Below are 21,398 nucleotides of genomic sequence, written 5' to 3'. Positions count from 1 at the left end.
ACCGGACGTTCCCGCCCGGCCAAAGAGACTTGACTGAGCCTTGAAAAATCTTCCGGTCAGATGACTAGCAGCTTCTTCATTTCCGCCGGATCAAGGCCGTAACGGATGGATTCGATGATGTTGATGAGATTTTCCAGCTCCAGATCCAGTTGGGTCATCAGAGCCACCATCACCACCGGAGGATGGCTGGAATACCAGATATACCGTTTGCTCAGATGGTTGCGCAGACGATGGGTGATATTCTCAATGAACTGGATATCTCCTTCCTCCATCATCTCGCCCAACTGGGAGTGACGCAGCACCTGCTCCAGTTCTGCCGGCGTGCCCGAGGCGATGATGTCGTCGATGAGCTTCCGGGAGGGGGTCTCAAAGGGCAGCAGGTTCAGGCGGATGGAATCAGGAGTGTTTTTGAAGAAACGCCGCAGACGGTATGCTCCGGCAATATTTTCCGCGTCGATACGCTCCAGAAACAGCCGGTGCAGGGCCCGCCGGGTCTCCCCGGAAAACTCCTTGTCGATGGTGTCCAGCAGACTGCGATAATAATAGGTATTCAGGTTCCGCTCACAGGCGGCCAGATCGAAACGATCTTCCCCTTCCGGGCGGTCCTTTTCCAGAATCTTGGCATACTGGGTGCCGGCAAGGATCTCCAGCAGCTGATCAAAGCTGCGTGCCAGTACCACCCGATCCAGATCATAGGTACAATGTTTTTTCAGATAATCGCTGTAGCGGTAAAAATACTCGCCGTCACAGCCGCCGCTGAGGTACATCAGGAGGTTGATCAGCTGATCGATTTCCTCCCTCAAATAAATATAGTGATAAAAGTCGCCGTCCCGCCGGGCATCATACTGGATGATCCGTTCATAGATGCGGAACTTCTCGTTGCGCAGCAGATTTTCCAGCTGTCCCCGGTGAATGGTCCCTTCGTCAGCGCCGCTGAGCACATCCCGGTAGTGGGTGCTCTCCTTCAGATAGGCGGCCACTTCGGAAACGGAGGATTTCTTCATCATCTCACCGTAATCCGCCGGCGTCAGACGCTCTCCGAAGAAAGAACGGCACTTGGCGTAAATGGCGTTGTCGGAAAAGGCCTGTAACATTTCCTCACCTGCCTACACATCTGTTGAACAGTTCCTGCTCCCACTGGACATGGTTCTTTTCATACACCTGCTCCATGTTGGACATCAGGGATTCATACCGTTTGGAGATGTCCGCCAGGGATTCCATGGAAGCTTTGTCTTCCTCGTCCCGGATGATGCCGATCCGATGGACTGCTTTCTCCTCATAGCCCTTTTTGAACTCCTCTACCTCCCGGTCCATGTTGGAAACAGTGGAATCCAGATATTCCTCCGCTTCCTCCACCAGGGCGGAGGCCTTGCGGTCCGCTTCCACCAGGCGGTTCAGGATCTTATCCATACTCATTCGACCTTTCTCCGCACCGTCTTTGCAGCGCTCTCTCCTTTTCTGTGCGGCGGAAAAGAGAGGAAAAGACATAGCCGCTATAACAACTGTGCCATACGCTTTGAATATGATTCATCATATACCTATTCGAGAAATTTTACAAGACGAAATCTGACGGAAACAAATTCCCAACAAAACGCATTTATATGAAAAGTGACAAAGTCCGAAACATTGGCGCGGCCACGCTCAAAAAACCTCATTCTCCACTGTCCAGCTCCCGCAGCAGGGCGTCTGCCCGCAGATCGGAGGGCATGGTAAAGCCGACACCGCACAGGTTGGGCCAGTCAATGGCGGCGCTGCTGGTTTCCACACTCCGCTTGAACTGGGAGGAGCAGAACCGTCTGAGGAAAAAGGCCAGCCGGTCCTTGAGATATTCCGGCTTATAGCTGCCGGAAAAGGCGATGCAGGCATAGTGGTAGATCTTGGAGGGGCGCATGGAGTAACGGATCAGATAATAAAGGAAAAAGTCATGAAGCTCATAGGGCCCCAGGATGTCCTCCGAACGCTGTACCATCTCCCCGTTTTCGTCAGGAGGCAGCAGCTCCGGACTGATGGGGGTGTTGATGATATCCCGCAGGATGCCTGTCAGCTGGGGAAACACTCCGTTGGCGGCCAGAACGCTGCACAGCTTGCGGACCATCCCTTTGGTCAGGCAGATGTTGACATTGTATCCCGCCAGATGATCCCCACCGTAGGTGCACCAGCCCAGAGCCGCCTCCGAAAGGTCTCCGGTGCCTACCACCAGGGCGTTCTCCATGTTTCCGATATCCATCAGGATCTGGGTCCGCTCCCGGGCCTGAGCGTTTTCATAGGCAGCGCCCCGATCCTCATCATTAAGGCCGATATCCTGGAAATGCTGCCTGCAGGCATCCCCGATGGGGATCTCCAGGATCCGGGCCCCCAAACCCTCCAACAAGGCCGCTCCATTGCCTTTGGTCCGTTCTGTGGTGCCAAAGCCGGGCATGGTGACGCCGATGAGGCACTCAGGGGGCAATTTGCACAGGGCCAGGGCTTTGGCGCACACCAGCGCCGCCAGAGTGGAATCCAGCCCCCCGGATACCCCCAGCACCAGCCGGGTCATCCCGGTGGAAGTGAGGCGGTCCGCCAGGGAGCGCACCTGGAGATCGAACAGCTCCATCATAGCGCCGCTGTCCCGGCCGGTAAGGAAGGGATTGCGGGCCACCCGCCGCAGCAGGCCCCGCTTCAGTCCTCCATAAGCGGAAAAGACCGGGTCCCGGTAAGCCTTGGAGGCCTTTTGAGAATGGATGATGTCGCTGTCCACATCACACAGACAGAAGGCGCTGTCTCCCTGGCACTGCTCCCCGCACAGCTCGGTGCCGCATTCCCATACGCCGCACCAGCCCCGGTACAGATAGGGCGAGGAGGAATCCCCGGCTCCGCCGTTGGCTACCGCCACTGCCACGCCATGGTCCCTGGATACCTGCCGGGCCACATCCCGGCCCAGAGCCATGCTGCCGCAGCTGGCCGGCTCATAGGAGGGGACCAGCACAAGATCACAGCCGGTGCCCTCCAGCAAATGCATCCGCCGGGAAAGCTTGCTTACGTCCCCGGGAAGCACAGAAAAGGAAAGGTTGCCGCAGCGGAACACGGTATCCACCGGCAGGATGCGGTGGGAAAACTGGGAAAAATCCATTTCCGGAGGGGCGTCGAAGGAGGGGATCAGCCCCCGTACCTCTCCGCTGTGGAGAACCGCTGTCACCGACACGGGACGGCCTCCATCCTCCAAAGGCAATCCCACCACCAGGTAGGATTCCAGCTCTCTGGAGAGAATGCACAGGTTTTCAAGAGCTTTGCGGCATCCTTCCAGCAGCACCGCGCTGCGGAACAGACTGCCGCAGCCCCGGCCCGACAGGGACAGGGTGGGGAAAACGATGATGTCCGGGTTGTCCTCTTTGAGGCAATCCACACATTCCCATAAATTTTTCAAACAGCCGTCGCTGTCGGCGGGAACCACTTTATTGACGGCGGCGGCTACACGAATGAGAGAAATCATAGCTGTTTCGACCTCCTTAGGGGATGGTGAGACCTCAGGTTCCTTTTCTGTCAAGAGGTCCAAGAGGTCCCGGCTGATCCGGTGGACAACCGAAAACAGGGCCGTCCGGCGGCTGTCCCACAGGTTATTGTCATACCTTTTATTATATCACACTTTGTAAAGAGGAGAGGGAAAGAAAAAGTTGCCCCGCAGCCTTTGCCCCACATGGAAAAAGACGGCAGAAAAAACAGAAAGTTTTGGGTGGGACAGTCCTGCCTGCCGATGGGGGAAGAGGTGGTTTGTTTTTGGGGGGCAATGGGAGCGGAATTTGGAAAAATCCATTTTTTCCTCCCCTTCGCAAAGCGTTTTCCTGATGTTATGGGCTGTACTTTTGGGGTGGAAAATGCTAGAATGATACCATTATCGGCACAAAGGACAGCGGGGAAGGAGCACATACCAATGAAACTGAACATTTTTGATAGCCATGTACATAGCGACAACTCCCCAGACGGCTGTCATTCCGTCACCTATCTTTGTGAAAAGGCATTGGAAAAGGGTGTGATGGGTTTTGCCGTCACCGACCATTTTGAATGCGATGTGGCTGCGGAGGAGCAATATGAAACGCGGCTGCGCCAATCCATTTTTGAAATCGGTGTAGCGCAGGCTACCTTTGGGCGGTCTGTGCGGCTGACAAGGGGAGTGGAACTGGCACAGGGACATCTTTATCCCGCCGCAGCCAGTCAGGCTCTGGGGCTGACATCCTATGACGTGGTGCTGGGATCGGTCCACAGCCTGGAAAAAGGCAAGCCCCTGTCCAGGGTGGATTTCAACGATCCGGCGGTGGTGGTTTCCAAAGTGCTGGAGCAGTATTATCAGGCCCAGTATGACATGGTTCTGTGGGGACAGTTTGATGTGCTTGCTCACCTGGGTTATCCGGAACGGTTTATCTGGGGCAAATACCGCATTCCTGTACAGGAGGACTGCTGCAAAGAGATGGTGGACGCCATTCTCCGCCAATTGATCGCTGACGGAAAAGGGCTGGAGGTGAACACCTTCGGCCTTCGGGCGGGATTGGGAAAACCTGTTCCGGAGAGATCTGTGCTGCGGTGGTATCGGGAGCTGGGAGGCGAGCTGGTCACGTTGGGCAGCGACGCCCACAGCGCCGATCATCTGGCGGCGGATTTTGATTTGGCTATGGACCTGCTTTTGGAGGTGGGCTTCCGTTACTTCACCTTTTACAGCCAGCGCAAGCCGGTGATGCTGAGGATCCTGTAAAACATCAGCTGTCGGATGGGAAAATTTTGCATCCGTTCAAAAGAGCGGAGGCGTCGCTGCCGGCAAAGGGTCAAAGCGGGGGCAACAGGGCGATTGAAGGGCCGGAACTTCGGCAGAGATCTATCGTGGTGATTTTAGGGGCGGCTTGACCGCCCTTTGATTAAAGAGAGGAGTGTTTTATGATGAATACCATCCTGCAAATTCTGGCGGACAATGCCCGCCTGACCAATGAACAACTGGCCGCCATGACCGGAAAGACCACAGTGGAGGTGGCACAGGAGATCGACCGGCTCCAGCGGGAGGGAATCATCAAGGGCTATAAGGCCATTGTGGATTGGGACAAGACGGACCGTTCCCTGTGTCTGGCCCGTATTGAGCTGAAGGTAACCCCCAAGAGCGGCATGGGCTTTGATGAGATCGCCGGCACCATTGCTCAGTTTGATGAGGTGCAGGAGGTTTACCTGATGAGCGGCGGTTATGATCTGGCCCTGGAAGTGGCGGGAAAAACCTTCAAGGACGTGGCGCTGTTTGTGGCCCACCGGCTGGCTCCCCTGGAGTCGGTCCAGTCCACCGCCACCCACTTTGTACTGAAAAAATATAAGGAGCAGGGCGTGGTGACGGTAGATACCGATCAGGATATGAGGGAGGTCACCTTCTGATGGATTACAGCAAAATTTTATCCTCCTGTGTGCAGCAATTAAAACCTTCCGGTATCCGAAAATTTTTCGATCTGGCCAATGCCATGGAGGGTGTGATCTCTCTGGGCGTGGGAGAGCCGGACTTCCGCACCCCCTATGCCATCCGCCGGGCAGGTATCCAGTCGCTGGAAAAGGGCTATACCTGGTACACCGCCAACGCGGGCCTGGCGGAGCTGCGGGAGGAGATCGCCCGTTATCTCCACCGCCGGTTCGATCTGAATTATGAAAGCAGCCAGGTGCTGGTGACGGTGGGCGGCTCCGAGGCCATCGACCTGTGTACCCGGGCGCTGATCAATCCAGGGGATGAGGTGCTGATCCCTGAGCCCTGTTTTGTGGCTTACGATCCCATTGCCCGTCTGGTGGGCGGGGTCCCGGTGCCTCTGGCCACCCGGGCGGAGGATCAGTTCAAGCTGACCCCGGAGGCGCTGCGGGCAGCCATCACCCCCAAAACCAAGATGCTGGTTTTCCCCTTCCCCAACAATCCCACCGGCGCCATTATGAACCGGCAGGATCTGGAGGGGATCGCTGAGGTGCTGCGGGAAACGGATATTATCGTCCTTTCCGATGAGATTTACGCGGAGCTGACCTATGAGGGACGCCATGTCTCCATCGCCTCCCTTCCCGGCATGAAGGAGCGGACGGTGGTGGTCAACGGCTTCTCCAAGGCTTACGCCATGACCGGCTGGCGGCTGGGCTATGCCGTGGGCCCCAAGGAGATTATGGCTCAGATGCTCAAACTCCATCAGTTTGCCATCATGTGCGCCCCCACTACCAGCCAGTATGCCGCCATTGAGGCGATGCGCAGCTGTGATGATGAGATCCAGCGGATGGCCATCCAATTTGGAATGCGCCGGGGGCTGCTGGTCAACAGCCTCAATAAAATGGGGCTGACCTGTTTTGATCCCCAGGGGGCCTTTTATGTGTTCCCCTCCATCAAGATCACCGGCATGACCTCGGAGGACTTCTGTGAGGGTTTGCTCCGTTCCCAGAAGGTGGCGGTCATCCCCGGCAGCGCCTTCGGCGAAAGCGGCGAGGGCTATGTCCGCATCTCTTATTCCTACTCGGTGGAGCATCTGGTGGAGGCTCTCCGCCGGATCGAGACTTATCTGGGCGAATTGGGTGTACTGCCCAAAGAATAAGATCTTCAGCCCGAAGGAGCGGTGTCGCCGATCCTCCGGGCTTTTGCCTGCCCCCGACTGGGGGAGTTTTGGAAAAGCTTACCCAATGCATTACCATATCAGGGAGGAAATCCATGGAATACAGCGGCCTTGTCACAGTCAGCCGGGTGGAAAAATATGATCCCGCCATGCTCAGAAAAGCCATTGACAGACAGTTTGCCTTGTTGGGGGTGGAGGAGCTTCTTCGTCCCGGGATGAAGGTGGTTTTCAAGCCCAATCTTCTGGCGGCCAGAAAGCCGGAACAGGCAGTGACCACCCACCCCATGGTGGTGGAAGCGGCAGCGGACTGGTTCCTCGCCCGGGGAATTACAGACATCACCCTGGCGGACAGCCCCGGAGGACTGTATACCGAAGGGCTTTTAAAGGGAATCTATCAGACCTGCGGCCTGCGGCGGCTGGAGGACCGGATCAAGCTGAATACCGATGTCACCTGGGTGGCCAAAAGCCGGGAAGCGGGAAAATACTGCAAAAGCTTCAATCTCATCCGCCCCATTGCCCAGGCGGATCTGGTGGTGAATCTGGCCAAGGTAAAGACCCACGGCATGACCACCCTTTCCGCCGGAATGAAGAATCTTTTCGGCTGTGTGCCGGGGCTGCAGAAGCCGGAGCTGCATTACCGCTATCCCAACCAGCAGGCTTTCGCCGGAATGCTGGTGGATCTGGATGAGCTGGTGGCTCCCGCGGTGACGGTGCTGGACGGCATTGTGGCCATGGAGGGGGATGGGCCTTCCAGCGGTACTCCCCGGCAGATGGGATGCCTTTTTGCCGCACGGGACCTGTACGCCCAGGATTGGGCTGTGGCTCAGGCCATGGGGCTGGAGCCGGATACGGTCCCCATGCTCAAAGAGGCGCTGGAGCGGGGACTGGTCTGCCCGGAGAAGATTCGCCTGGAGGGAGACCCCATGCCCCAGCTGGAGCCCTTCCGTCTGCCACGGGGCATCAGCCTGGATTTTGTCTCCAAGCTGCCGCCGGTGTTCCGCCGCCCCGCCCGGGCATTGATGGACCGCATCCTGCGCCCCACACCCAAGATAGACCTGGGCCGGTGCGTCGGCTGCGGCAAATGTGCTGAAAGCTGTCCGCCTCATACCATTGAGATTCGTCAGGGAAAGGCCCATATCAACCTGAAAAACTGCATTTCCTGCTTCTGCTGCCAGGAGATGTGTCCGGTCCATGTTATTTCGGTGCGCCGCATCGTCAAATGATGGCGGCAAAGCTCCGGGGATCTTGTCCACCGGCCAGAAATTGATTTTTTGGAATACAAACCAAAAAACCGTCCCATACTTCTCTCAGACAGCGAAGAAGGGACGGTTTTTGATATGAGAAAAAAGGATCGGGCGGAACGTCTGGACCGGGCGCTGATATTGGGACTGATGCTGGCGGCACTGCTGCTGCCTTTGTGGGACTTCTGGAAGGAGTGCGGACAGATCCGGCAGGAGGTGTTCCGTCTTCACATTCTGGCGGCCTCCGACAGTGACCAGGATCAGCAGAACAAGCTGGCGGTCCGGGACGCTTTGCTGGCGGAAAGCGAGACGCTTTTTGAAGGGGCCTCCACACTCTCCCAGGCGGAGCTCCAGGCGTCAGAGAAGCTCAGGGAAATAGAGCGGATCGCCGAAACCACCCTGAAACAGCGTGGCTGCGGCGATCCGGTAAAGGCGGAACTGGTCCATATGTACTTCGGTACCCGGGTATATGAGGATGTCACCCTTCCGGCGGGGGAGTACGACGCCCTGCGGCTGACCATTGGAAAGGGACAGGGGCAGAACTGGTGGTGCGTCATGTTCCCGCCCCTTTGTGTGGGAGCGGCGGCAGACCCCGACCCGGAGCTGACCCAGGAGATCCGGGACCTGTCCCAGCAGCAGCCATACCGCCTTTCCTTCGCGGTGGTGGAGGCGGCGGAAGGCATCTGGGACCGATTTTTCGGAGAAGAAACCCCTGTGGAAGTGGACAGCCAAAAAGCGGGGGTCAGTACAGCCCCAGATCAATAAACAGCATGGTCAGCGCACCCAGAAGCATGGGCAGCATCCAGAAAAACAGGAGAATCAGAATGACCACAGCGCACCCGCAGCCCTTTTTGCTTCCCCCATTTTCCGCCCGCTCCTTCCGGGCGATCTGGGCCCGGCGGGCCTTCTGGGCCTGGGCGGACTGCCACTGATTGCTGCCGGACTGCCGCTGGGCGGTACGGGGACGAGTGGTGTGGCTGTGACCGCCGTACCCCTCAGGCATACACTCGGGGGTACAGTCCGGTACATCTTGCCGGCGGATGCGTTCCTGAAGAATTTGTTTTTCCAGGGCCTGGCGCTGATCCTCGTTGGGACTGTTGAATGCGCCGCAACGGGGACAAATCTCATCCTTTTGAAAATCATAGCGTTTGCCGCAGCTCTGACAGCGAAGATTCAGTGCCATGGAAGGCTCAATCCTTTCTATAGCAAGATAAGAAAATTCTACTTTCCCATTATACACGGCAAAGCCTCTAAAAGGAAGGCCCAGAGAGAAAGAAAAAGAGGCAAAATGCGCCTTGACAGTGGCAAAGCCTCAGAGTATAATGACCAATAGATATGGAATCAGGCGTGGAAGGGAAGAAGCAAAGCACACCGGCATTCAGAGAAAAAGGCCATGGCTGAAAGCCTTTGGCCGGCCGCTTTGTCAGCCAACCCTGAGCCTTGCCGTGAGGAACGGCACGGGTGGACCCGTTACAGTCTCAAAAGCGGCGCTCTGTCAGGGGCGCAATTTGGGTGGTACCACGGAAGCGAGGCTTTCGTCCCTTTGGCCGTCAGCGGCAGGGATGAAAGCCTTTTTGTTGTTCCATTGCCTGATCCTCCATCTGCAATCACAAAATCATAAAAAAGAGAGGAATCATCAAATGAAATGGACAGGACTCAATGAGCTGCGGGAGAAGTTCCTCAGCTTCTATGTGAGCAAGGGCCACACCCGTCTGCCCTCCGCTCCCCTGGTACCTCAGGATGAGGCAAGCCTGCTGCTGATCAACTCCGGTATGGCTCCCCTGAAGAAATACTTTATGGGTCTGGCGGAACTGCCTGACGGCAATCACCGTGCCACCAGCTGCCAGAAGTGCATCCGCACCCCCGATATCGAGAATGTGGGCCACACCGCCCGCCACGGCACCTATTTTGAGATGCTGGGCAACTTCTCCTTCGGCGATTATTTCAAGGAAGAAGCTACCACCTGGGCCTGGGAATTCTGCACCAAGGTGCTGGAGCTGCCGGTGGACCGGCTGTATGTCTCCGTTTTTGAGGATGACGATGAAGCCTATGAGATCTGGACCAAGCGCCGGGGTGTGGACCCCAGCCACATGGTCCGCATGGGCCGGGAGGACAACTTCTGGGAGATTGGTTCCGGTCCCTGCGGCCCCTGCTCTGAGATTTACTTTGACCGTGGTCCCGACAAGGGCTGCGGCAAGCCCGATTGCCATGTGGGCTGTGAGTGCGACCGCTTCGTGGAGTTCTGGAACCTGGTGTTTACCCAGTTCAACTCCGACGGCGAGGGCCACTACACCCCCCTGGAGCATCCCAACATCGATACCGGTATGGGCCTGGAGCGTCTGGCCTGCATTATGCAGGGTGTGGACAACCTCTTCGAGGTGGATACCGTCCAGAACATCATGAAGCATATCTGTGCCATTGCCGGTGTGGAATACAAGAAGGATCCCCAGAAGGATATCTCCATCCGTGTGGTTACCGACCACATCCGTTCCACCACCTTCATGATCGGCGACGGCGTGGTGCCCCAGAATGAGGGCCGCGGCTATGTCCTGCGCCGTCTGCTGCGCCGGGCTGCCCGTCACGGACGTTTGCTGGGCATCAATGAACCCTTCCTGTACAAGGTATGCGAGACGGTCATCAAGGAGAACGAGACCGCTTATCCCGATCTGGTACAGAACAAGGATTACATCATCAAGGTCATCAAGATGGAAGAGGAGCGCTTTGCCAAGACCATCGACGGCGGACTTGCCATGGTCAACGCCACTCTGGACCGTCTCCAGGCTGAGGGCAAGGATGTGTTCCCCGGCGACGAGGCCTTCAAGCTCTATGATACCTATGGCTTCCCCATCGACCTGACCCGGGAGATCGCCGCGGAGCGTAACGTCACCGTGGACGAGGAGACCTTCAACGCCTGCATGAAGGTACAGCGGGAGACTGCCCGTGAGGCTACCCGTGCCGCTCTGGGCGATGTGGCCTGGACCGAGGACGTTCTCAAGGGCAAGGAGATCCACTCCACCTTTGTGGGCTATCAGACCATGGAGACAGAGGCCACTGTGGAGGCCATCCTTTACAGCGGTGAGCTGACCGACAGCGTGGGTGAAGGTGACGAAGCCACCATCATCCTCTCCCAGACCCCCTTCTATGCTGAAAGCGGCGGACAGGTGGGCGACAAGGGCGTCATCACCTGCGGCGACACTGTTTTTGAGGTGGAGGACTGCAAAAAGACCGCTACCGGATATTTCGCTCATATGGGCCGGGTCAAGCATGGCGTTCTCTCCACCGGAGATACCGTCAAGGCTGAGGTGAATAAAGACCGCCGCCGGGCCATCATGCGCAACCATTCTGCCTGCCACCTGCTCCAGAGCGCCCTTCAGTCGGTGCTGGGCAATCATGTCCATCAGGCCGGTTCCTATGTGGATGACCATACCTGCCGTTTCGACTTCTCCCACTTCTCTGCCATGACCGCTGAGGAGATCAAGCTGGTGGAGCGGAAGGTCAATGAGATGATTCTGGCTGCTCACAATGTCACCGCCACCGAGATGCCCATTGAGGAAGCCCGCAAGCTGGGCGCCATGGCCCTGTTCGGTGAGAAGTACGGCAACATTGTCCGTGTGGTGCGCATGGAGGACTGCTCCCTGGAATTCTGCGGTGGTACCCATGTGGATAACACCGCCAAGCTGGGTCTGTTCAAGATCCTCAAGGAATCCTCTGTAGCCGCCGGTATCCGTCGTATTGAGGCCACCACCGGCTGGGGCGTGCTGGATGTGCTGGATCAGGACGAAAAGCTCCTTTCCGATGCTTCCGCCGCTGTAAAGGCAGGCAACCATGCTGAGCTGCCGGAGCGTGTGACCGCTATGGCCGCCGAGCTGAAATCCAGAGAGAAGGCCCTGGCCGCCGCGGAACAGAAGCTGGCCTCCATGAAGGTGAACAGCCTGTGCTCCGGCGCCAAAGAGGTGGGCGGTTTCCGGGTCATCTGCGCCAACGTGGACGGCACCAAGCCGGAGGCTCTCCGTACCCTCTGTGATACCCTCCGGGCTAACCATCCTGATATGATCGCTATTCTGGGCACCGTCTGCGACGGCAAAGGCAACGTGGCTGTCAGCTGCGGCGCCGATGCGGTCAAAGCGGGTGTCCATGCCGGCAAGCTGGTCAAGGCCATCACCGCCATCACCGGCGGCGGCGGCGGCGGACGTCCCGACAGCGCCATGGGCGGTGTGGGCGACGCTTCCAAGATCCCCGATGCGGCCGCTCAGATGGATAGCGTCATCCTGGATATGCTGAAAAAATAAGAATTCCTGTGAAAGAGAAAAACTCCCCGTGCCCGGTTTATCCGGGTGTGGGGAGTTTTTTAGACCGCGGAAAAATTTGTTTTGGAGTACAGACAAATTCAAAATCATAAAAATCAGGACATGCGCCTGATTTTTATACCACGACCCGCGCCCACCGGGGCGCGAAACCGGGGGTATCGCCGCTGGTTTCATCAGGAACCAAGCGGCGTATCCAGGGGGACTGGGTCCCCCTGGAAGTGTGTCGAAGGGTTCGGCACACTCAGAGGGACATGCGCCTGATTTTTATACCACGACCCGCGCCCACCGGGGCGCGAAACCGGGGGTATCGCCGCTGGTTTCATCAGGAACCAAGCGGCGTATCCAGGGGGACTGGGTCCCCCTGGAAGTGTGTCGAAGGGTTCGGCACACTCAGAGGGACATGCGCCTGATTTTTATACCACGACCCGCGCCCACAGGGGCGCGAAACCGGGGGTATCGCCGCTGGTTTCGCCAGGAACCAAGCGGCGTATCCAGGGGGACTGGGTCCCCCTGGAAGTGTGCCGAAAAAGTTCGGCACACTCAAAAAACTCCCCATGCCCGGTTTATCCGGGCATGGGGAGTTTTTGCATATCGGTATCAGAGATGGGTGTTTTCTTCCAGCTTTTGATTGATAGCGGTTTGGATTTGAATAAAAGTTTCCAGGTCTTCCAGAGAAAACTGGGAAAGAGACTCCAAAATGGAGTGATAGCTTTCGCTGTCGAATTTTTTGTGGAACTGATAGACCTGCTCTCCCAAGGGCGTTAAACTCAGCACGCAGCTGCGGTTGTTATGGGGAGAAGGGGATTTTAGAACAAATCCTTTCCGCACCAGCCGGTCAATCAATTGGGATGAGGCGCTTTTTGTTTTGTTCATCTGCTTGGCAATTTCAGTGATACTGATCTCCGGGTCGTCGCCGATGGCCTGAATGGTATGACATTCCCCCTGATACAAAATATCCGGTGAACCGTAGGTACGGGGAATATTTTCATAACAGTTGATCAAATCTTTGCTGCGGATAATTAAACGCATCATTTCCAAAAATTTTTCATAGCGCTCATTTGATGTCATAGATGAAATCCTCCCCGGAAGAAATGTCGTTAATGTACAAATATTGTTGCAGAAAATGTTTGCATTTGTCAATTGAAAAAAGCAAAAACAGAGTTAGTATATGGTTAAGCAATTAAACTGTTTAATACATTAACTTTAAGGGCCTTTAAAATAATATATCATCAAAAGGGGCGGATGCCGGTTGTCAGTGAATTTTGACCAGGAAATTTCCAGAAAGGAAAGCGGAAGTATCAAATGGAATCCACAGCTCATTGAGAAATGGTGTGGATTCAGCGGAGAAAATGTGGATTCTTTCTGGGTGGCGGATATGGACTTTCTTTGTCCACAGCCCGTGAGGGAAGCTGTGGAAAAGGTTGCCCAGCATGGTATTTATGGATACAGCGATTTTACTTCCTCGTATTATGACAGCGTGATCGGCTGGTATCGCCGCCGCTTTGGATGTGAAGTAAAAAGGGAATGGATTTGCTACAGCAACGGCATCGTTCCCGCCCTCAATTATATCATACAGAGCCGATGCAGGCCCGGAGACAAATTGCTGCTGCAAACGCCGGTTTATTATCCGTTTTTGGAAGCGGTCCGGGACCATGGCCTGGAAATGGGAGACGCACCCCTGCGCTCCACCCCTGTTGGCTATGAGATGGACCTGGAAGCGCTGGAGCGTCAGGCAGCGGACCCCAAAGCCAAAATAATGTTTTTATGCAGCCCTCACAACCCCGTTGGAAGGGTATGGAATCGGCAAGAGCTGACGGCGGTAATGGAGATCTGCCGCAAACACCAGGTATTGGTGGTGGCGGATGAAATTCATTGTGATATCGTGTTTGGCGAAAGCAAGCATATCACGCTGCTGTCCATGACGGAGTATCTGGACAATGTCATCGTATGCAGTTCTCCCAGCAAAACCTTCAATATAGCGGGGCTGCAAACCTCCAATATCATTATACCAAATGATGCCATAAGGAAAGATTTTTGTCAAACACTCCATGCCAACGGTATTCTCCTGCCCAATCCCTTTGGCGCCGCCGCGGCACAGGCGGCTTATGAGCAGGGAGAGGAGTGGCTGGAGCAGCTGCTGCGGTATCTGGAAGGCAATCTGGACGCCATGGAAGAGTATATCAGCGCCAATATGCCTGGCTGCCAGTGGCAGCGTCCTCAGGGTACATATTTGGCATGGCTGCGCTTTGCCGACAGGCCGGACAGCGCATGGAGAAAGAAGCAGCTGGAAGAAGTAGGAAAGATCGCTCTGGACCACGGAAGTATTTTCGGACAGGCGGGAGAGGAATTTGAGAGAATCAATTTCGCTTGTCCCAGACGGGTGCTTTTGCGGGGTTTGGAAAAGATGAAACGGTCTCTCTATCCTGAGATATAAAATCAAATCTGTGGGAGGACGAAGAAATGAAGAAACTTGGTTATCGCGAGCTTGTGACCATCGGACTGGGCATTATCATCGGCAGCGGCGTGATCACACTGACCGGATTTGGAATTGGGCACACAGATACCGGTGTTGGCCTGGCTTATATTCTGGCCGGTATCCTGTTTATGTTTTCCATGCTGCCCACCCTTATCGTAGGCGTTACCATCCCCAGAACCAGTTATTCCTATACCGTTTCCAAAGAGCTTCTCAGCCCTGTGGCCGGTGGAATGTTTTTGATGATCTTCTTTATCGGTCGGATCATCATGGCCTTCTTTGGTGTGGCCTTTGCCAACTATGTGGTGTCCATTATTCCCAACGCTCCTGCTACACCAATTGCGGTGGGCATTGTGACACTGTTCTATATTTTTAATCTGTTCGGTGTTCAGACTGCCACCAAGGTGCAGAAATTCCTCAATATCCTGCTGGTACTGGCACTGGGTTCCTTCGCTGTGTTGGGATGTATGAAAGCCATGCCCGACGCACTGACAGTGGAGCGGCTGTTCCCCAATGGTTTTGGCGGCCTGATTTCCGCGGTGGCAATGTTCATGTTCTCCATGGGCGGCGGCCTGACCCTGCTGGAATTCGGCGGAAACGTGGAAAAGCCTCAGCGTACACTGCTTTATGCGGCGCTGACTGTAACCGCTATCGCCACCCTGCTTTTTGCCGCGGTAGGCTTCGCGGGAGCTTCCGTGCTTCCTTATGAGCAGGTGGCCAATCAGCCTCTGACTTTTGCGGCCCAGGTCATCTATTCCAATAAGGCGGGAATGCTGTTCTTCATCATCGGCGGATGCTTGATGGCCATTATGACCACCATCAACGGCAGCCTGATGTGGTACTGCAACACCATGATCAAAGGCGTGGAGGACGGCTGGTTCCCCAAGAAGGTGGCTGCTGTCAATCGCTTCGGCGCTCCTTATGTGCTGCTGACCATTTTCTGGATCATCGGTATTGTCCCCATTCTTCTGGGAGCCAATGTCAGCCTGCTGTCCACAGTCGGTACCGGTCTGGCACTGCTGTTTTATCTGATCCCCAACTTTGCGCTGATCAACCTGCCCAAGAAATATCCCGAGCAGTGGAAAGCATCCCGTTTTTACATCAAGGAGCAGTGGAAGGTGACTCTGCTGACACTGGTTTGCTCCGGATTGTTTGTAGCGCTGATCATTTATAACTTTATGAGCTACAGCATGACGGTGCTTGGCATTATCTGCGGAGTGCTGGTGGTATGCTTCCTCTACGTTCTGGCAAGAAAGAAATACATTCCCCAGTAAAAGAAGAAAGAAGGATGTGCTTTGAGACAGGCTTCTGTCATTGACCATGTAGGCATTATGAGCAAAGATCTGACGCCGGTGGAGGAAATTTTCCGCCGTCTGGGATTCCGCCACGGGCAAGTTTCTTCTATGGAAACCGGTCTGGAGGGTGAAGCCGCCGCAACCAACCTCCATTTCATGTTTGACAACTCTTACCTGGAATGTATTTGCAGCAAACCCGGAGATTATTTAAGCGTATATCTCCATTCCCCCTCCGCCCTTCATACGGTGGTGCTCAGCAGCAGCAATATTCAAAAATCCCATCAGTTGCTTCAAGAGGCAGGTAAGGAGGTCTCCCAGGTAATGGAAGCCTCCAGACCAGCGGATCATGGAGAAAACAAAGGTATGGCCCGTTTTGGCTGGCTGAATCTGGGTCAATCTCCCATTCCTTCCACCTTGTTGGGTGTGGCGGAACATCTCACACCAAATCTGATTTATCAGCCCCATCGTTATCAGCATGAGAACTCTGCCTTCCGCATTGCCCGGCTGGTGGTCAACAGCGGCGATGAGCAGCGCAAAGGAGATTTCATCAAAGGCTTTGGGGAGCTTCAGGAGATTCTCCGGCCGGCGGCAGACAGCGGTCACCTGATTGACGAGATTGAGTTTTGCACCGATGATGAGTTGAGCAGCCGCTATGGGGTCACTCAGGATTGGCGCCGCAGCCACTATGCCGGATTGGTTTTTGCCGTTTCCGACTGGGAGGCTTTGAAAAAATTCACCGATCACTGCGGATATGCCATTAAGGAGAAAGAGATTTTGGTGGTGGATGTTTGCGAGCAGTTGGGACTGTTTTTAGGCTTTCAGGCAAAATGATGTTCTGCTTACTCCGGTCCATTTTTAAAAGAAAAAGTTTATCTGCATAAAACGATCAGCCCCCGGAAGTCATGATGGATGCACTGACTTCCGGGGGCGTTTGAACAGGATCAAAAGACCGCAGACAGGGAAAACATCAGTTTCCCATTTGGTGATTGTGCTCCATGGCTTCATAAGCAGAAAACAGGCAGATTCATCGTAGGATAGATATGTTCCCTTTGGTCTGCGGAGAAATGGAGATTTGAATGGTGAGCGGGGGGAACGAACCCTTGTTTTTCATGGCATCAGCCCCTTGGCAAGAGCCAAAATGCCCCGAGACGGGAATTAGCTTTTACAATCCTACAGCAAAAGCCCTCGCCGTCTGCTTACAGCACAAAATGGGCAAACCGCAGCAGCTCCATGAAATCGTCGGTTTCAAAGGAGACTTCTTTGGCGTCGGAGAGAGTGGCGCCGGGGTAAAAACTGCGGCTGTAGGCCACAGGATGCTCCCGGAAGCGGATGGTCATCTTGAAATGCTCCGGCATAGGCACCTGGCAGCGGCTGAAATCACTGGTAAGAGCTCTGCGGGCGGCTACCCGCATTTCTTCCGTCACTTCCTGAGGATGGCGGCCCAGACAGGCCCCGCCGATGCCCCGGTTGGTAGCCACAGTGGTAATACCGGGAATCCAGCCCTTGGCATACCGGCACAGAGCTTCATCGCCGGTCACCAGCACCACCGGCACATGAAAGTATCCGGCCATCAGGGCGTTGAGGGTAAATTCACTCATCCGCTGGCCGTTGAGCGTTACCCACTCGTTTTTCAGGTTATTGGTGTGGGAGAGGGGATTACCGGGGCATCCCGCAGCGCTGTGGTAGCCGGTCATGATAGCAGCGTCAAAGCTGTCGGTGTCAATACCGCTCATCATGCACAGCAGATCTCCGGTCCATCCCCGCAGCACCCGCGCCTGACGGGGCAGGGCGGAGGGGTCCAGATTGCGGGCAGAGTCATGAGCGTCCTTGATGAGAATGGCATCCGCTCCGGCTTCCAGTGCGCCGGTGCAGACCGCATTCACCTCTTTGGTCATTTGAGCGGCGAAATAGCCGTAGGAGGGCGCGTTTTTTTCTGTTTCATCCCAGGTGGTAATACCTGTGGTTCCCTCAATATCGCTGCTGATAAAAACTTTCATGAAAAAGACCTCCTCATGCAAACGTTACCCCCAAAAGGGAAATTTTATCAATATGCTTTTCCATTATAGCGCGGAAAGCGGAAAAGAAAAAGTGGTTTTGTGAAATGTGTGGTAAAATGTTTGCATAAATACAAGGAATTTATGAACAATCTTGGATTTGTTTGAAATGGGCGCTTGTTCATGCTACACTAGATACATCCCTGACAGCGGTGGAAGATATCCCATCAAAAAGGAGTGCTTCAAATGGATGATGTATTTGTAGAGCGCCTGGTCGCCAGAAAAATGGGACCAAAGGAAATGGGCATCAAGGCGCTGATCGCTTTGGCGGCAGTGGTGCTGATTTTTGTCTCTGGAACGCTGGGGGCCTTTCTGATGCCCTTGGTTGCGGCTGTGGCTCTGGTAGGTGGTTGGTACCTTTGGGTACTGACCAATATGGAGTATGAGTATTCCCTTTCCAATGGGGATTTGACAGTAGACGCCATTTATGGACAGCGCCGCAGAAAAAACCGCCTGGAAGTAAATCTCCGGGAACGGCTGGAGCTGATGGCCCCTCTTTCGCCCCGGTATCAAAGCGAGCTTTCCCGTGCCTGTGTCCGGGTGCTGGATGTGGCATCCGCTCCCAACGCGGATAATCGTTGGTTTTTGCTGCTGAGAGGCGAAAATGGATTGACCCGGGTGATATTTGAGCCGGATCAAAGAATGGTGGATGCCATTCGCCGCTGTGCACCATCCAAGGTTCAGACTGAATGGTGAGTTTCTCCCATATCACAAGAAAGAAGAAACACCGTCCCCAAAAACAGACCGAGCGAGTCTGTAGCGGGGCGGTGTTTTTCATTGTCACACGCTGATGGAATTTTTGGAAAAAAAGCAAAGCGTTCTGCCGGCGGGGCAAAACGCACACCGCCAGAGCGGGCCATGGTGCCTGCTGGAAAAGATGAAGGCAGTGGTTTTTCCATGACAGAATGCTGCCTGTGCACTAAAATGGTGAAAAGCCCATTGACGCCGCTTTCTCAATCCTGCTGGGCGGGAATATTTTTGGGGATGATGACGCCAAAGACGGTAGGACCGGCATTGGTGGTCACCGCGCCGCCGATCCGATAGATACCGCCGCATTTGATATGGCTGCCCTTGCTGATTTGCTTTTTCAGCTCCTGGGCGTTGTCCATACAGTCTGCGCAAATGATGTAGTAGGGACGTCCATCATTGGCGGCTTCCTTTATAAAGATCTGGGCCAGGCTTTCAATCAGCTTGCTGTCGCCCCGTACCTTTGCTTCTGTTTTCAGTTCACCATTTGTCAGGCGCAGAATGGGACGGAATCCCATGACCTCCCCCACAAAAGCCGCTACAGTGGTGATGCGTCCGCTGTGCTTGGCATAGGAAAGATTGGTCAGGCCCACCACAGCCTGATACCCCTCCAGATGCTGCCGCAGAATCTCCAGCACTTCCTGCCGGCTCTTTCCTTCCTTAACAGCTTTGGCAGCAGCCACTACCGCCTGACCGTAAACGTAAGTATAACCCTTGGAGTCGATGACATCAATGGTCACTTCCTCCGCCAGTACAGGCTGCTCCTCCAGAATGACCTTTTTGGCCAGGCAGGCGGCGTCATACATACCAGAACCTTTGGCGGTGATGGTGACGCAGATGATGTTGTTATAGCCCTCTTCGATGGCTTTGCGGAAGGCCTCGCTGTACTCCAGCATGGTCACCTGGGCGTGAACGGGAATACTGCGGGCCTTTGCCAGCATCTGATAGTATTCTTCGCTGGTGAAGTCCTTTCCTTCCCGATAGGTGACACCGTCTACGGTGATGGGGATGGACATGATCTCAATCTGGCCCTCGGCCAGCTCTTTGGCAGGGATATCGGCAGCGGAATCGGTGATGATCTTAATCAAAGCAGTTTTCCTCCCATTTATATTGATGAAGCTGTCCCTGATTTTGCAGTGCCGGAAACGCCCACTGACGTAAGGTTTCATAAACGCCAATGGCGACAGAATTGGAAAGATTCAAACTCCGCAGCCCCTGACGCATGGGTATGCGGACACAGCTGCGGGGATTCTGAAGCAGCAGTTCCTCCGGAAGTCCGGCATCCTCCCGGCCGAATACCAAAAAGCAGCCGTCAGGATAGGAAACATCGCTGTATACCTGCCGGGCCTTGGTGGTGTAATAAAAAAAGGTTCCCCCCGCGTTTTTGGAGAAAAAATCCTCCAGGTTGCGGTAATAGGTGATATCCAGAAAGGACCAGTAATCCAGACCGGCCCGTTTCAGCTTGGCGGAATCCACCGTAAAGCCCAGAGGCTCTACCAGATGGAGACGGGCTCCGGTGGCGGCGCAGGTGCGGGCCACATTCCCGGTGTTTTGAGGAATGCGGGGTTCCACCAGCACAATGTTCAAACAGCTCAATAGTCAAACCTCCGGCGCTGCGCTTCCCCAAGAGAAAGGGCAGCTGCATAAAATTGTAACAAGTGTTGCTTTTTAAGTTTAAGGGATTCCATGGAGGAAGTCAAGAGAAAAGGTTGATTTATCCACGCCGGAGACTTTTCAAAATGGATGTTTTCTGGTATGATAATGTCTAACATCATTGCCTGTAACAGGCGCTTTTATCGTGATTGGGTGATGGACAGTTTGGCTCTGGCATCTCTTGCCCAAAGGCTTAAAAAGATGCTGTGACAGGTGATGGCAAAGATGAAAGGAGGAGGACCCGATGAATATTTTAATGCTGGGGGACGTTGTGGGGGATAACGGATGCCGCTTTCTGCTGGAGCGTCTGCCCCGTATTCGCCGGGAGCTGAAAGTGGAACTGACGGTGGTCAATGGCGAAAATTCCGCCGAAGGCAACGGGATCCTTCCCTCCAGCGCCAGACAGCTGTGGAACAGCGGCGCCGATGTGATCACTTTGGGCAACCACGGGCTGCGCCGCCGGGAAATCTATCAGGAGTTGGCTGAGCGGGAGGAGCTGATTCGCCCTGCGAATTATCATCCCTCCGCGCCGGGACGGGGTTTTTGTATCTATGACCGCCCGGGGCTTCCCAGAACAGCGGTGGTCAACCTTTCCGGAAGCTGTTTTATGGACGCTTACCGAAATCCCTTTGATGTGATGGATGAACTGCTGCCTCAGCTGGACGCCAAGGTGATTTTGGTGGATTTTCACGCCGAAGCCACCTCGGAAAAGGTAGCGATGGGGATGTATCTGGATGGCCGGGTGACGGCGGTGGTGGGCACCCATACCCATATCCAAACCGCTGATGAACGTATCCTTCCCGGCGGAACAGGATATATAACCGATCTGGGAATGTGCGGCAGCTTTAATTCCGTGTTGGGTGTACGTCCGGAGCTGGCCATCAATCGTTTCCGCACAGGCCTGCCCACCCGCTTCCTTAATGACAGCGGCCCCTGCAGAATGAGCGGAGTATTGCTGTCAGTGGATCATAAGACTGGAAAAACCACCAAAATTGAACGGGTGAACGTGGAATAAGTATCTAATTTTTTTCGATGTTCTTGCAAGAACAG

General features: G+C 54.9%; 20 protein-coding genes. 11 read left to right on the top strand and 9 right to left on the bottom strand.

The window, feature by feature from the left end:
• Positions 1-56: 56 nt before the first annotated feature.
• The 3 genes from BQ5383_RS06425 to nadE form a co-directional block, all read right to left on the bottom strand.
• Positions 57-1,094 (bottom strand): V0D/AC39 family V-type ATPase subunit, encoded by a 1,038-nt coding sequence (locus tag BQ5383_RS06425; protein WP_071430455.1) that lies wholly within the window; start codon positions 1,092-1,094, stop codon positions 57-59.
• Positions 1,095-1,098: 4 nt separating this feature from the next.
• On the bottom strand, positions 1,099-1,416 hold the full coding sequence (locus BQ5383_RS06420; protein ID WP_071430453.1) for a hypothetical protein: 318 nt from the start codon (positions 1,414-1,416) through the stop codon (positions 1,099-1,101).
• A 235-nt stretch (positions 1,417-1,651) separates the two neighbouring features.
• Complete coding sequence (gene nadE / locus BQ5383_RS06415; RefSeq protein ID WP_071430451.1) at positions 1,652-3,469, bottom strand: NAD(+) synthase; 1,818 nt, start codon at positions 3,467-3,469, stop codon at positions 1,652-1,654.
• Positions 3,470-3,907: 438 nt separating this feature from the next.
• On the opposite strand from nadE, the gene BQ5383_RS06410 reads away from it, so the two are divergent.
• The 5 genes from BQ5383_RS06410 (at position 3,908) to BQ5383_RS06390 (ending at position 8,584) form a co-directional block, all read left to right on the top strand.
• On the top strand, positions 3,908-4,723 hold the full coding sequence (locus BQ5383_RS06410; RefSeq protein WP_172724595.1) for a histidinol-phosphatase HisJ family protein: 816 nt from the start codon (positions 3,908-3,910) through the stop codon (positions 4,721-4,723).
• Positions 4,724-4,905: 182 nt separating this feature from the next.
• Positions 4,906-5,382, top strand: a complete 477-nt coding sequence (locus BQ5383_RS06405) for an Lrp/AsnC family transcriptional regulator (protein ID WP_071430449.1) — start codon at positions 4,906-4,908, stop codon at positions 5,380-5,382.
• Positions 5,382-6,560: an aminotransferase class I/II-fold pyridoxal phosphate-dependent enzyme gene (locus BQ5383_RS06400; RefSeq protein WP_071430447.1), complete on the top strand. Its 1,179-nt coding sequence runs from the start codon at positions 5,382-5,384 to the stop codon at positions 6,558-6,560. Before BQ5383_RS06405 ends, BQ5383_RS06400 begins: the two co-directional genes overlap by 1 nt.
• 113 nt (positions 6,561-6,673) lie before the next feature.
• Positions 6,674-7,801, top strand: a complete 1,128-nt coding sequence (locus tag BQ5383_RS06395) for a DUF362 domain-containing protein (RefSeq protein ID WP_071430445.1) — start codon at positions 6,674-6,676, stop codon at positions 7,799-7,801.
• 114 nt (positions 7,802-7,915) lie between these two features.
• Positions 7,916-8,584: a stage II sporulation protein R gene (locus tag BQ5383_RS06390; RefSeq protein ID WP_071430443.1), complete on the top strand. Its 669-nt coding sequence runs from the start codon at positions 7,916-7,918 to the stop codon at positions 8,582-8,584.
• On the opposite strand, the gene BQ5383_RS06385 is transcribed toward BQ5383_RS06390, so the two are convergent.
• Entirely contained in the window at positions 8,562-9,002 is a 441-nt protein-coding gene (locus tag BQ5383_RS06385; RefSeq protein WP_071430441.1) for a DUF8122 domain-containing protein, read from the bottom strand. The genes BQ5383_RS06390 and BQ5383_RS06385 overlap by 23 nt on opposite strands.
• Before the next feature lie 457 nt (positions 9,003-9,459).
• Between BQ5383_RS06385 and alaS the strand changes: the two genes are divergently transcribed.
• A complete protein-coding gene (gene alaS, locus BQ5383_RS06380; RefSeq protein WP_071430439.1) occupies positions 9,460-12,108 on the top strand; it encodes an alanine--tRNA ligase in 2,649 nt (882 codons plus the stop codon).
• A 615-nt stretch (positions 12,109-12,723) separates the two neighbouring features.
• On the opposite strand, the gene BQ5383_RS06375 is transcribed toward alaS, so the two are convergent.
• The gene (locus BQ5383_RS06375) at positions 12,724-13,194 is read right to left on the bottom strand and encodes a MarR family winged helix-turn-helix transcriptional regulator (RefSeq protein WP_083389867.1); all 471 of its coding nucleotides are present in this window, start codon (positions 13,192-13,194) and stop codon (positions 12,724-12,726) included.
• Between the two features lie 187 nt (positions 13,195-13,381).
• Here BQ5383_RS06375 and BQ5383_RS06370 point away from each other — a divergent pair, with 187 nt between their 5' ends.
• From BQ5383_RS06370 to BQ5383_RS06360, 3 genes are read left to right on the top strand one after another with little or no spacing between them, the layout of a single operon-like run.
• Positions 13,382-14,560, top strand: coding sequence for a MalY/PatB family protein (locus tag BQ5383_RS06370; protein WP_235822027.1), 1,179 nt, complete (start codon positions 13,382-13,384; stop codon positions 14,558-14,560).
• 26 nt (positions 14,561-14,586) lie between these two features.
• On the top strand, positions 14,587-15,873 hold the full coding sequence (locus BQ5383_RS06365; RefSeq protein WP_071430435.1) for an APC family permease: 1,287 nt from the start codon (positions 14,587-14,589) through the stop codon (positions 15,871-15,873).
• Between the two features lie 21 nt (positions 15,874-15,894).
• On the top strand, positions 15,895-16,725 hold the full coding sequence (locus BQ5383_RS06360) for a VOC family protein (RefSeq protein ID WP_071430433.1): 831 nt from the start codon (positions 15,895-15,897) through the stop codon (positions 16,723-16,725).
• A 365-nt stretch (positions 16,726-17,090) separates the two neighbouring features.
• On the opposite strand, the gene BQ5383_RS06355 is transcribed toward BQ5383_RS06360, so the two are convergent.
• Entirely contained in the window at positions 17,091-17,891 is an 801-nt protein-coding gene (locus tag BQ5383_RS06355; RefSeq protein ID WP_071430431.1) for a M55 family metallopeptidase, read from the bottom strand.
• 243 nt (positions 17,892-18,134) lie between these two features.
• Here BQ5383_RS06355 and BQ5383_RS06350 point away from each other — a divergent pair, with 243 nt between their 5' ends.
• The gene (locus BQ5383_RS06350; RefSeq protein ID WP_071430429.1) at positions 18,135-18,644 is read left to right on the top strand and encodes a hypothetical protein; all 510 of its coding nucleotides are present in this window, start codon (positions 18,135-18,137) and stop codon (positions 18,642-18,644) included.
• On the opposite strand, the gene BQ5383_RS20645 is transcribed toward BQ5383_RS06350, so the two are convergent.
• The 3 genes from BQ5383_RS20645 to BQ5383_RS06340 are packed head-to-tail and all read right to left on the bottom strand — an operon-like array spanning position 18,629 to position 20,291.
• Positions 18,629-18,847: a hypothetical protein gene (locus BQ5383_RS20645; RefSeq protein ID WP_139193369.1), complete on the bottom strand. Its 219-nt coding sequence runs from the start codon at positions 18,845-18,847 to the stop codon at positions 18,629-18,631. The genes BQ5383_RS06350 and BQ5383_RS20645 overlap by 16 nt on opposite strands.
• A gap of 54 nt (positions 18,848-18,901) precedes the next feature.
• Complete coding sequence (locus tag BQ5383_RS06345) at positions 18,902-19,783, bottom strand: DegV family protein (protein ID WP_071430427.1); 882 nt, start codon at positions 19,781-19,783, stop codon at positions 18,902-18,904.
• Positions 19,776-20,291, bottom strand: coding sequence for a tRNA (cytidine(34)-2'-O)-methyltransferase (locus BQ5383_RS06340; RefSeq protein WP_071430425.1), 516 nt, complete (start codon positions 20,289-20,291; stop codon positions 19,776-19,778). The genes BQ5383_RS06345 and BQ5383_RS06340 overlap by 8 nt, the downstream gene beginning before the upstream one ends.
• 301 nt (positions 20,292-20,592) lie before the next feature.
• Between BQ5383_RS06340 and BQ5383_RS06335 the strand changes: the two genes are divergently transcribed.
• Complete coding sequence (locus tag BQ5383_RS06335; protein WP_071430423.1) at positions 20,593-21,363, top strand: TIGR00282 family metallophosphoesterase; 771 nt, start codon at positions 20,593-20,595, stop codon at positions 21,361-21,363.
• Positions 21,364-21,398: the final 35 nt, after the last annotated feature.

The sequence above is a fragment of the Angelakisella massiliensis genome (genome assembly GCF_900104675.1).
GTDB classification, from domain to species: Bacteria; Bacillota; Clostridia; order Oscillospirales; family Ruminococcaceae; genus Angelakisella; species Angelakisella massiliensis.
The sequence above is the reverse complement of the archived record's forward strand: the minus strand, read 5'-3'. Positions and strand labels throughout refer to the sequence as shown.

What these genes read in the sequence shown, in the direction of transcription:
- BQ5383_RS06385 (WP_071430441.1), bottom strand. Translation starts at nt 9,002, where the DNA reads ATGGCACTGAATCTTCGCTGTCAGAGCTGCGGCAAACGCTATGATTTT.
- BQ5383_RS06395 (WP_071430445.1), top strand. Translation starts at nt 6,674, where the DNA reads ATGGAATACAGCGGCCTTGTCACAGTCAGCCGGGTGGAAAAATATGAT.
- BQ5383_RS06420 (WP_071430453.1), bottom strand. Translation starts at nt 1,416, where the DNA reads ATGAGTATGGATAAGATCCTGAACCGCCTGGTGGAAGCGGACCGCAAG.
- BQ5383_RS06410 (WP_172724595.1), top strand. Translation starts at nt 3,908, where the DNA reads ATGAAACTGAACATTTTTGATAGCCATGTACATAGCGACAACTCCCCA.
- BQ5383_RS06390 (WP_071430443.1), top strand. Translation starts at nt 7,916, where the DNA reads ATGAGAAAAAAGGATCGGGCGGAACGTCTGGACCGGGCGCTGATATTG.
- BQ5383_RS06400 (WP_071430447.1), top strand. Translation starts at nt 5,382, where the DNA reads ATGGATTACAGCAAAATTTTATCCTCCTGTGTGCAGCAATTAAAACCT.
- BQ5383_RS06350 (WP_071430429.1), top strand. Translation starts at nt 18,135, where the DNA reads ATGGATGATGTATTTGTAGAGCGCCTGGTCGCCAGAAAAATGGGACCA.
- BQ5383_RS06425 (WP_071430455.1), bottom strand. Translation starts at nt 1,094, where the DNA reads ATGTTACAGGCCTTTTCCGACAACGCCATTTACGCCAAGTGCCGTTCT.
- BQ5383_RS06365 (WP_071430435.1), top strand. Translation starts at nt 14,587, where the DNA reads ATGAAGAAACTTGGTTATCGCGAGCTTGTGACCATCGGACTGGGCATT.
- BQ5383_RS20645 (WP_139193369.1), bottom strand. Translation starts at nt 18,847, where the DNA reads ATGGAAAAACCACTGCCTTCATCTTTTCCAGCAGGCACCATGGCCCGC.
- BQ5383_RS06355 (WP_071430431.1), bottom strand. Translation starts at nt 17,891, where the DNA reads ATGAAAGTTTTTATCAGCAGCGATATTGAGGGAACCACAGGTATTACC.
- BQ5383_RS06335 (WP_071430423.1), top strand. Translation starts at nt 20,593, where the DNA reads ATGAATATTTTAATGCTGGGGGACGTTGTGGGGGATAACGGATGCCGC.
- alaS (WP_071430439.1), top strand. Translation starts at nt 9,460, where the DNA reads ATGAAATGGACAGGACTCAATGAGCTGCGGGAGAAGTTCCTCAGCTTC.
- BQ5383_RS06375 (WP_083389867.1), bottom strand. Translation starts at nt 13,194, where the DNA reads ATGACATCAAATGAGCGCTATGAAAAATTTTTGGAAATGATGCGTTTA.
- BQ5383_RS06405 (WP_071430449.1), top strand. Translation starts at nt 4,906, where the DNA reads ATGAATACCATCCTGCAAATTCTGGCGGACAATGCCCGCCTGACCAAT.
- nadE (WP_071430451.1), bottom strand. Translation starts at nt 3,469, where the DNA reads ATGATTTCTCTCATTCGTGTAGCCGCCGCCGTCAATAAAGTGGTTCCC.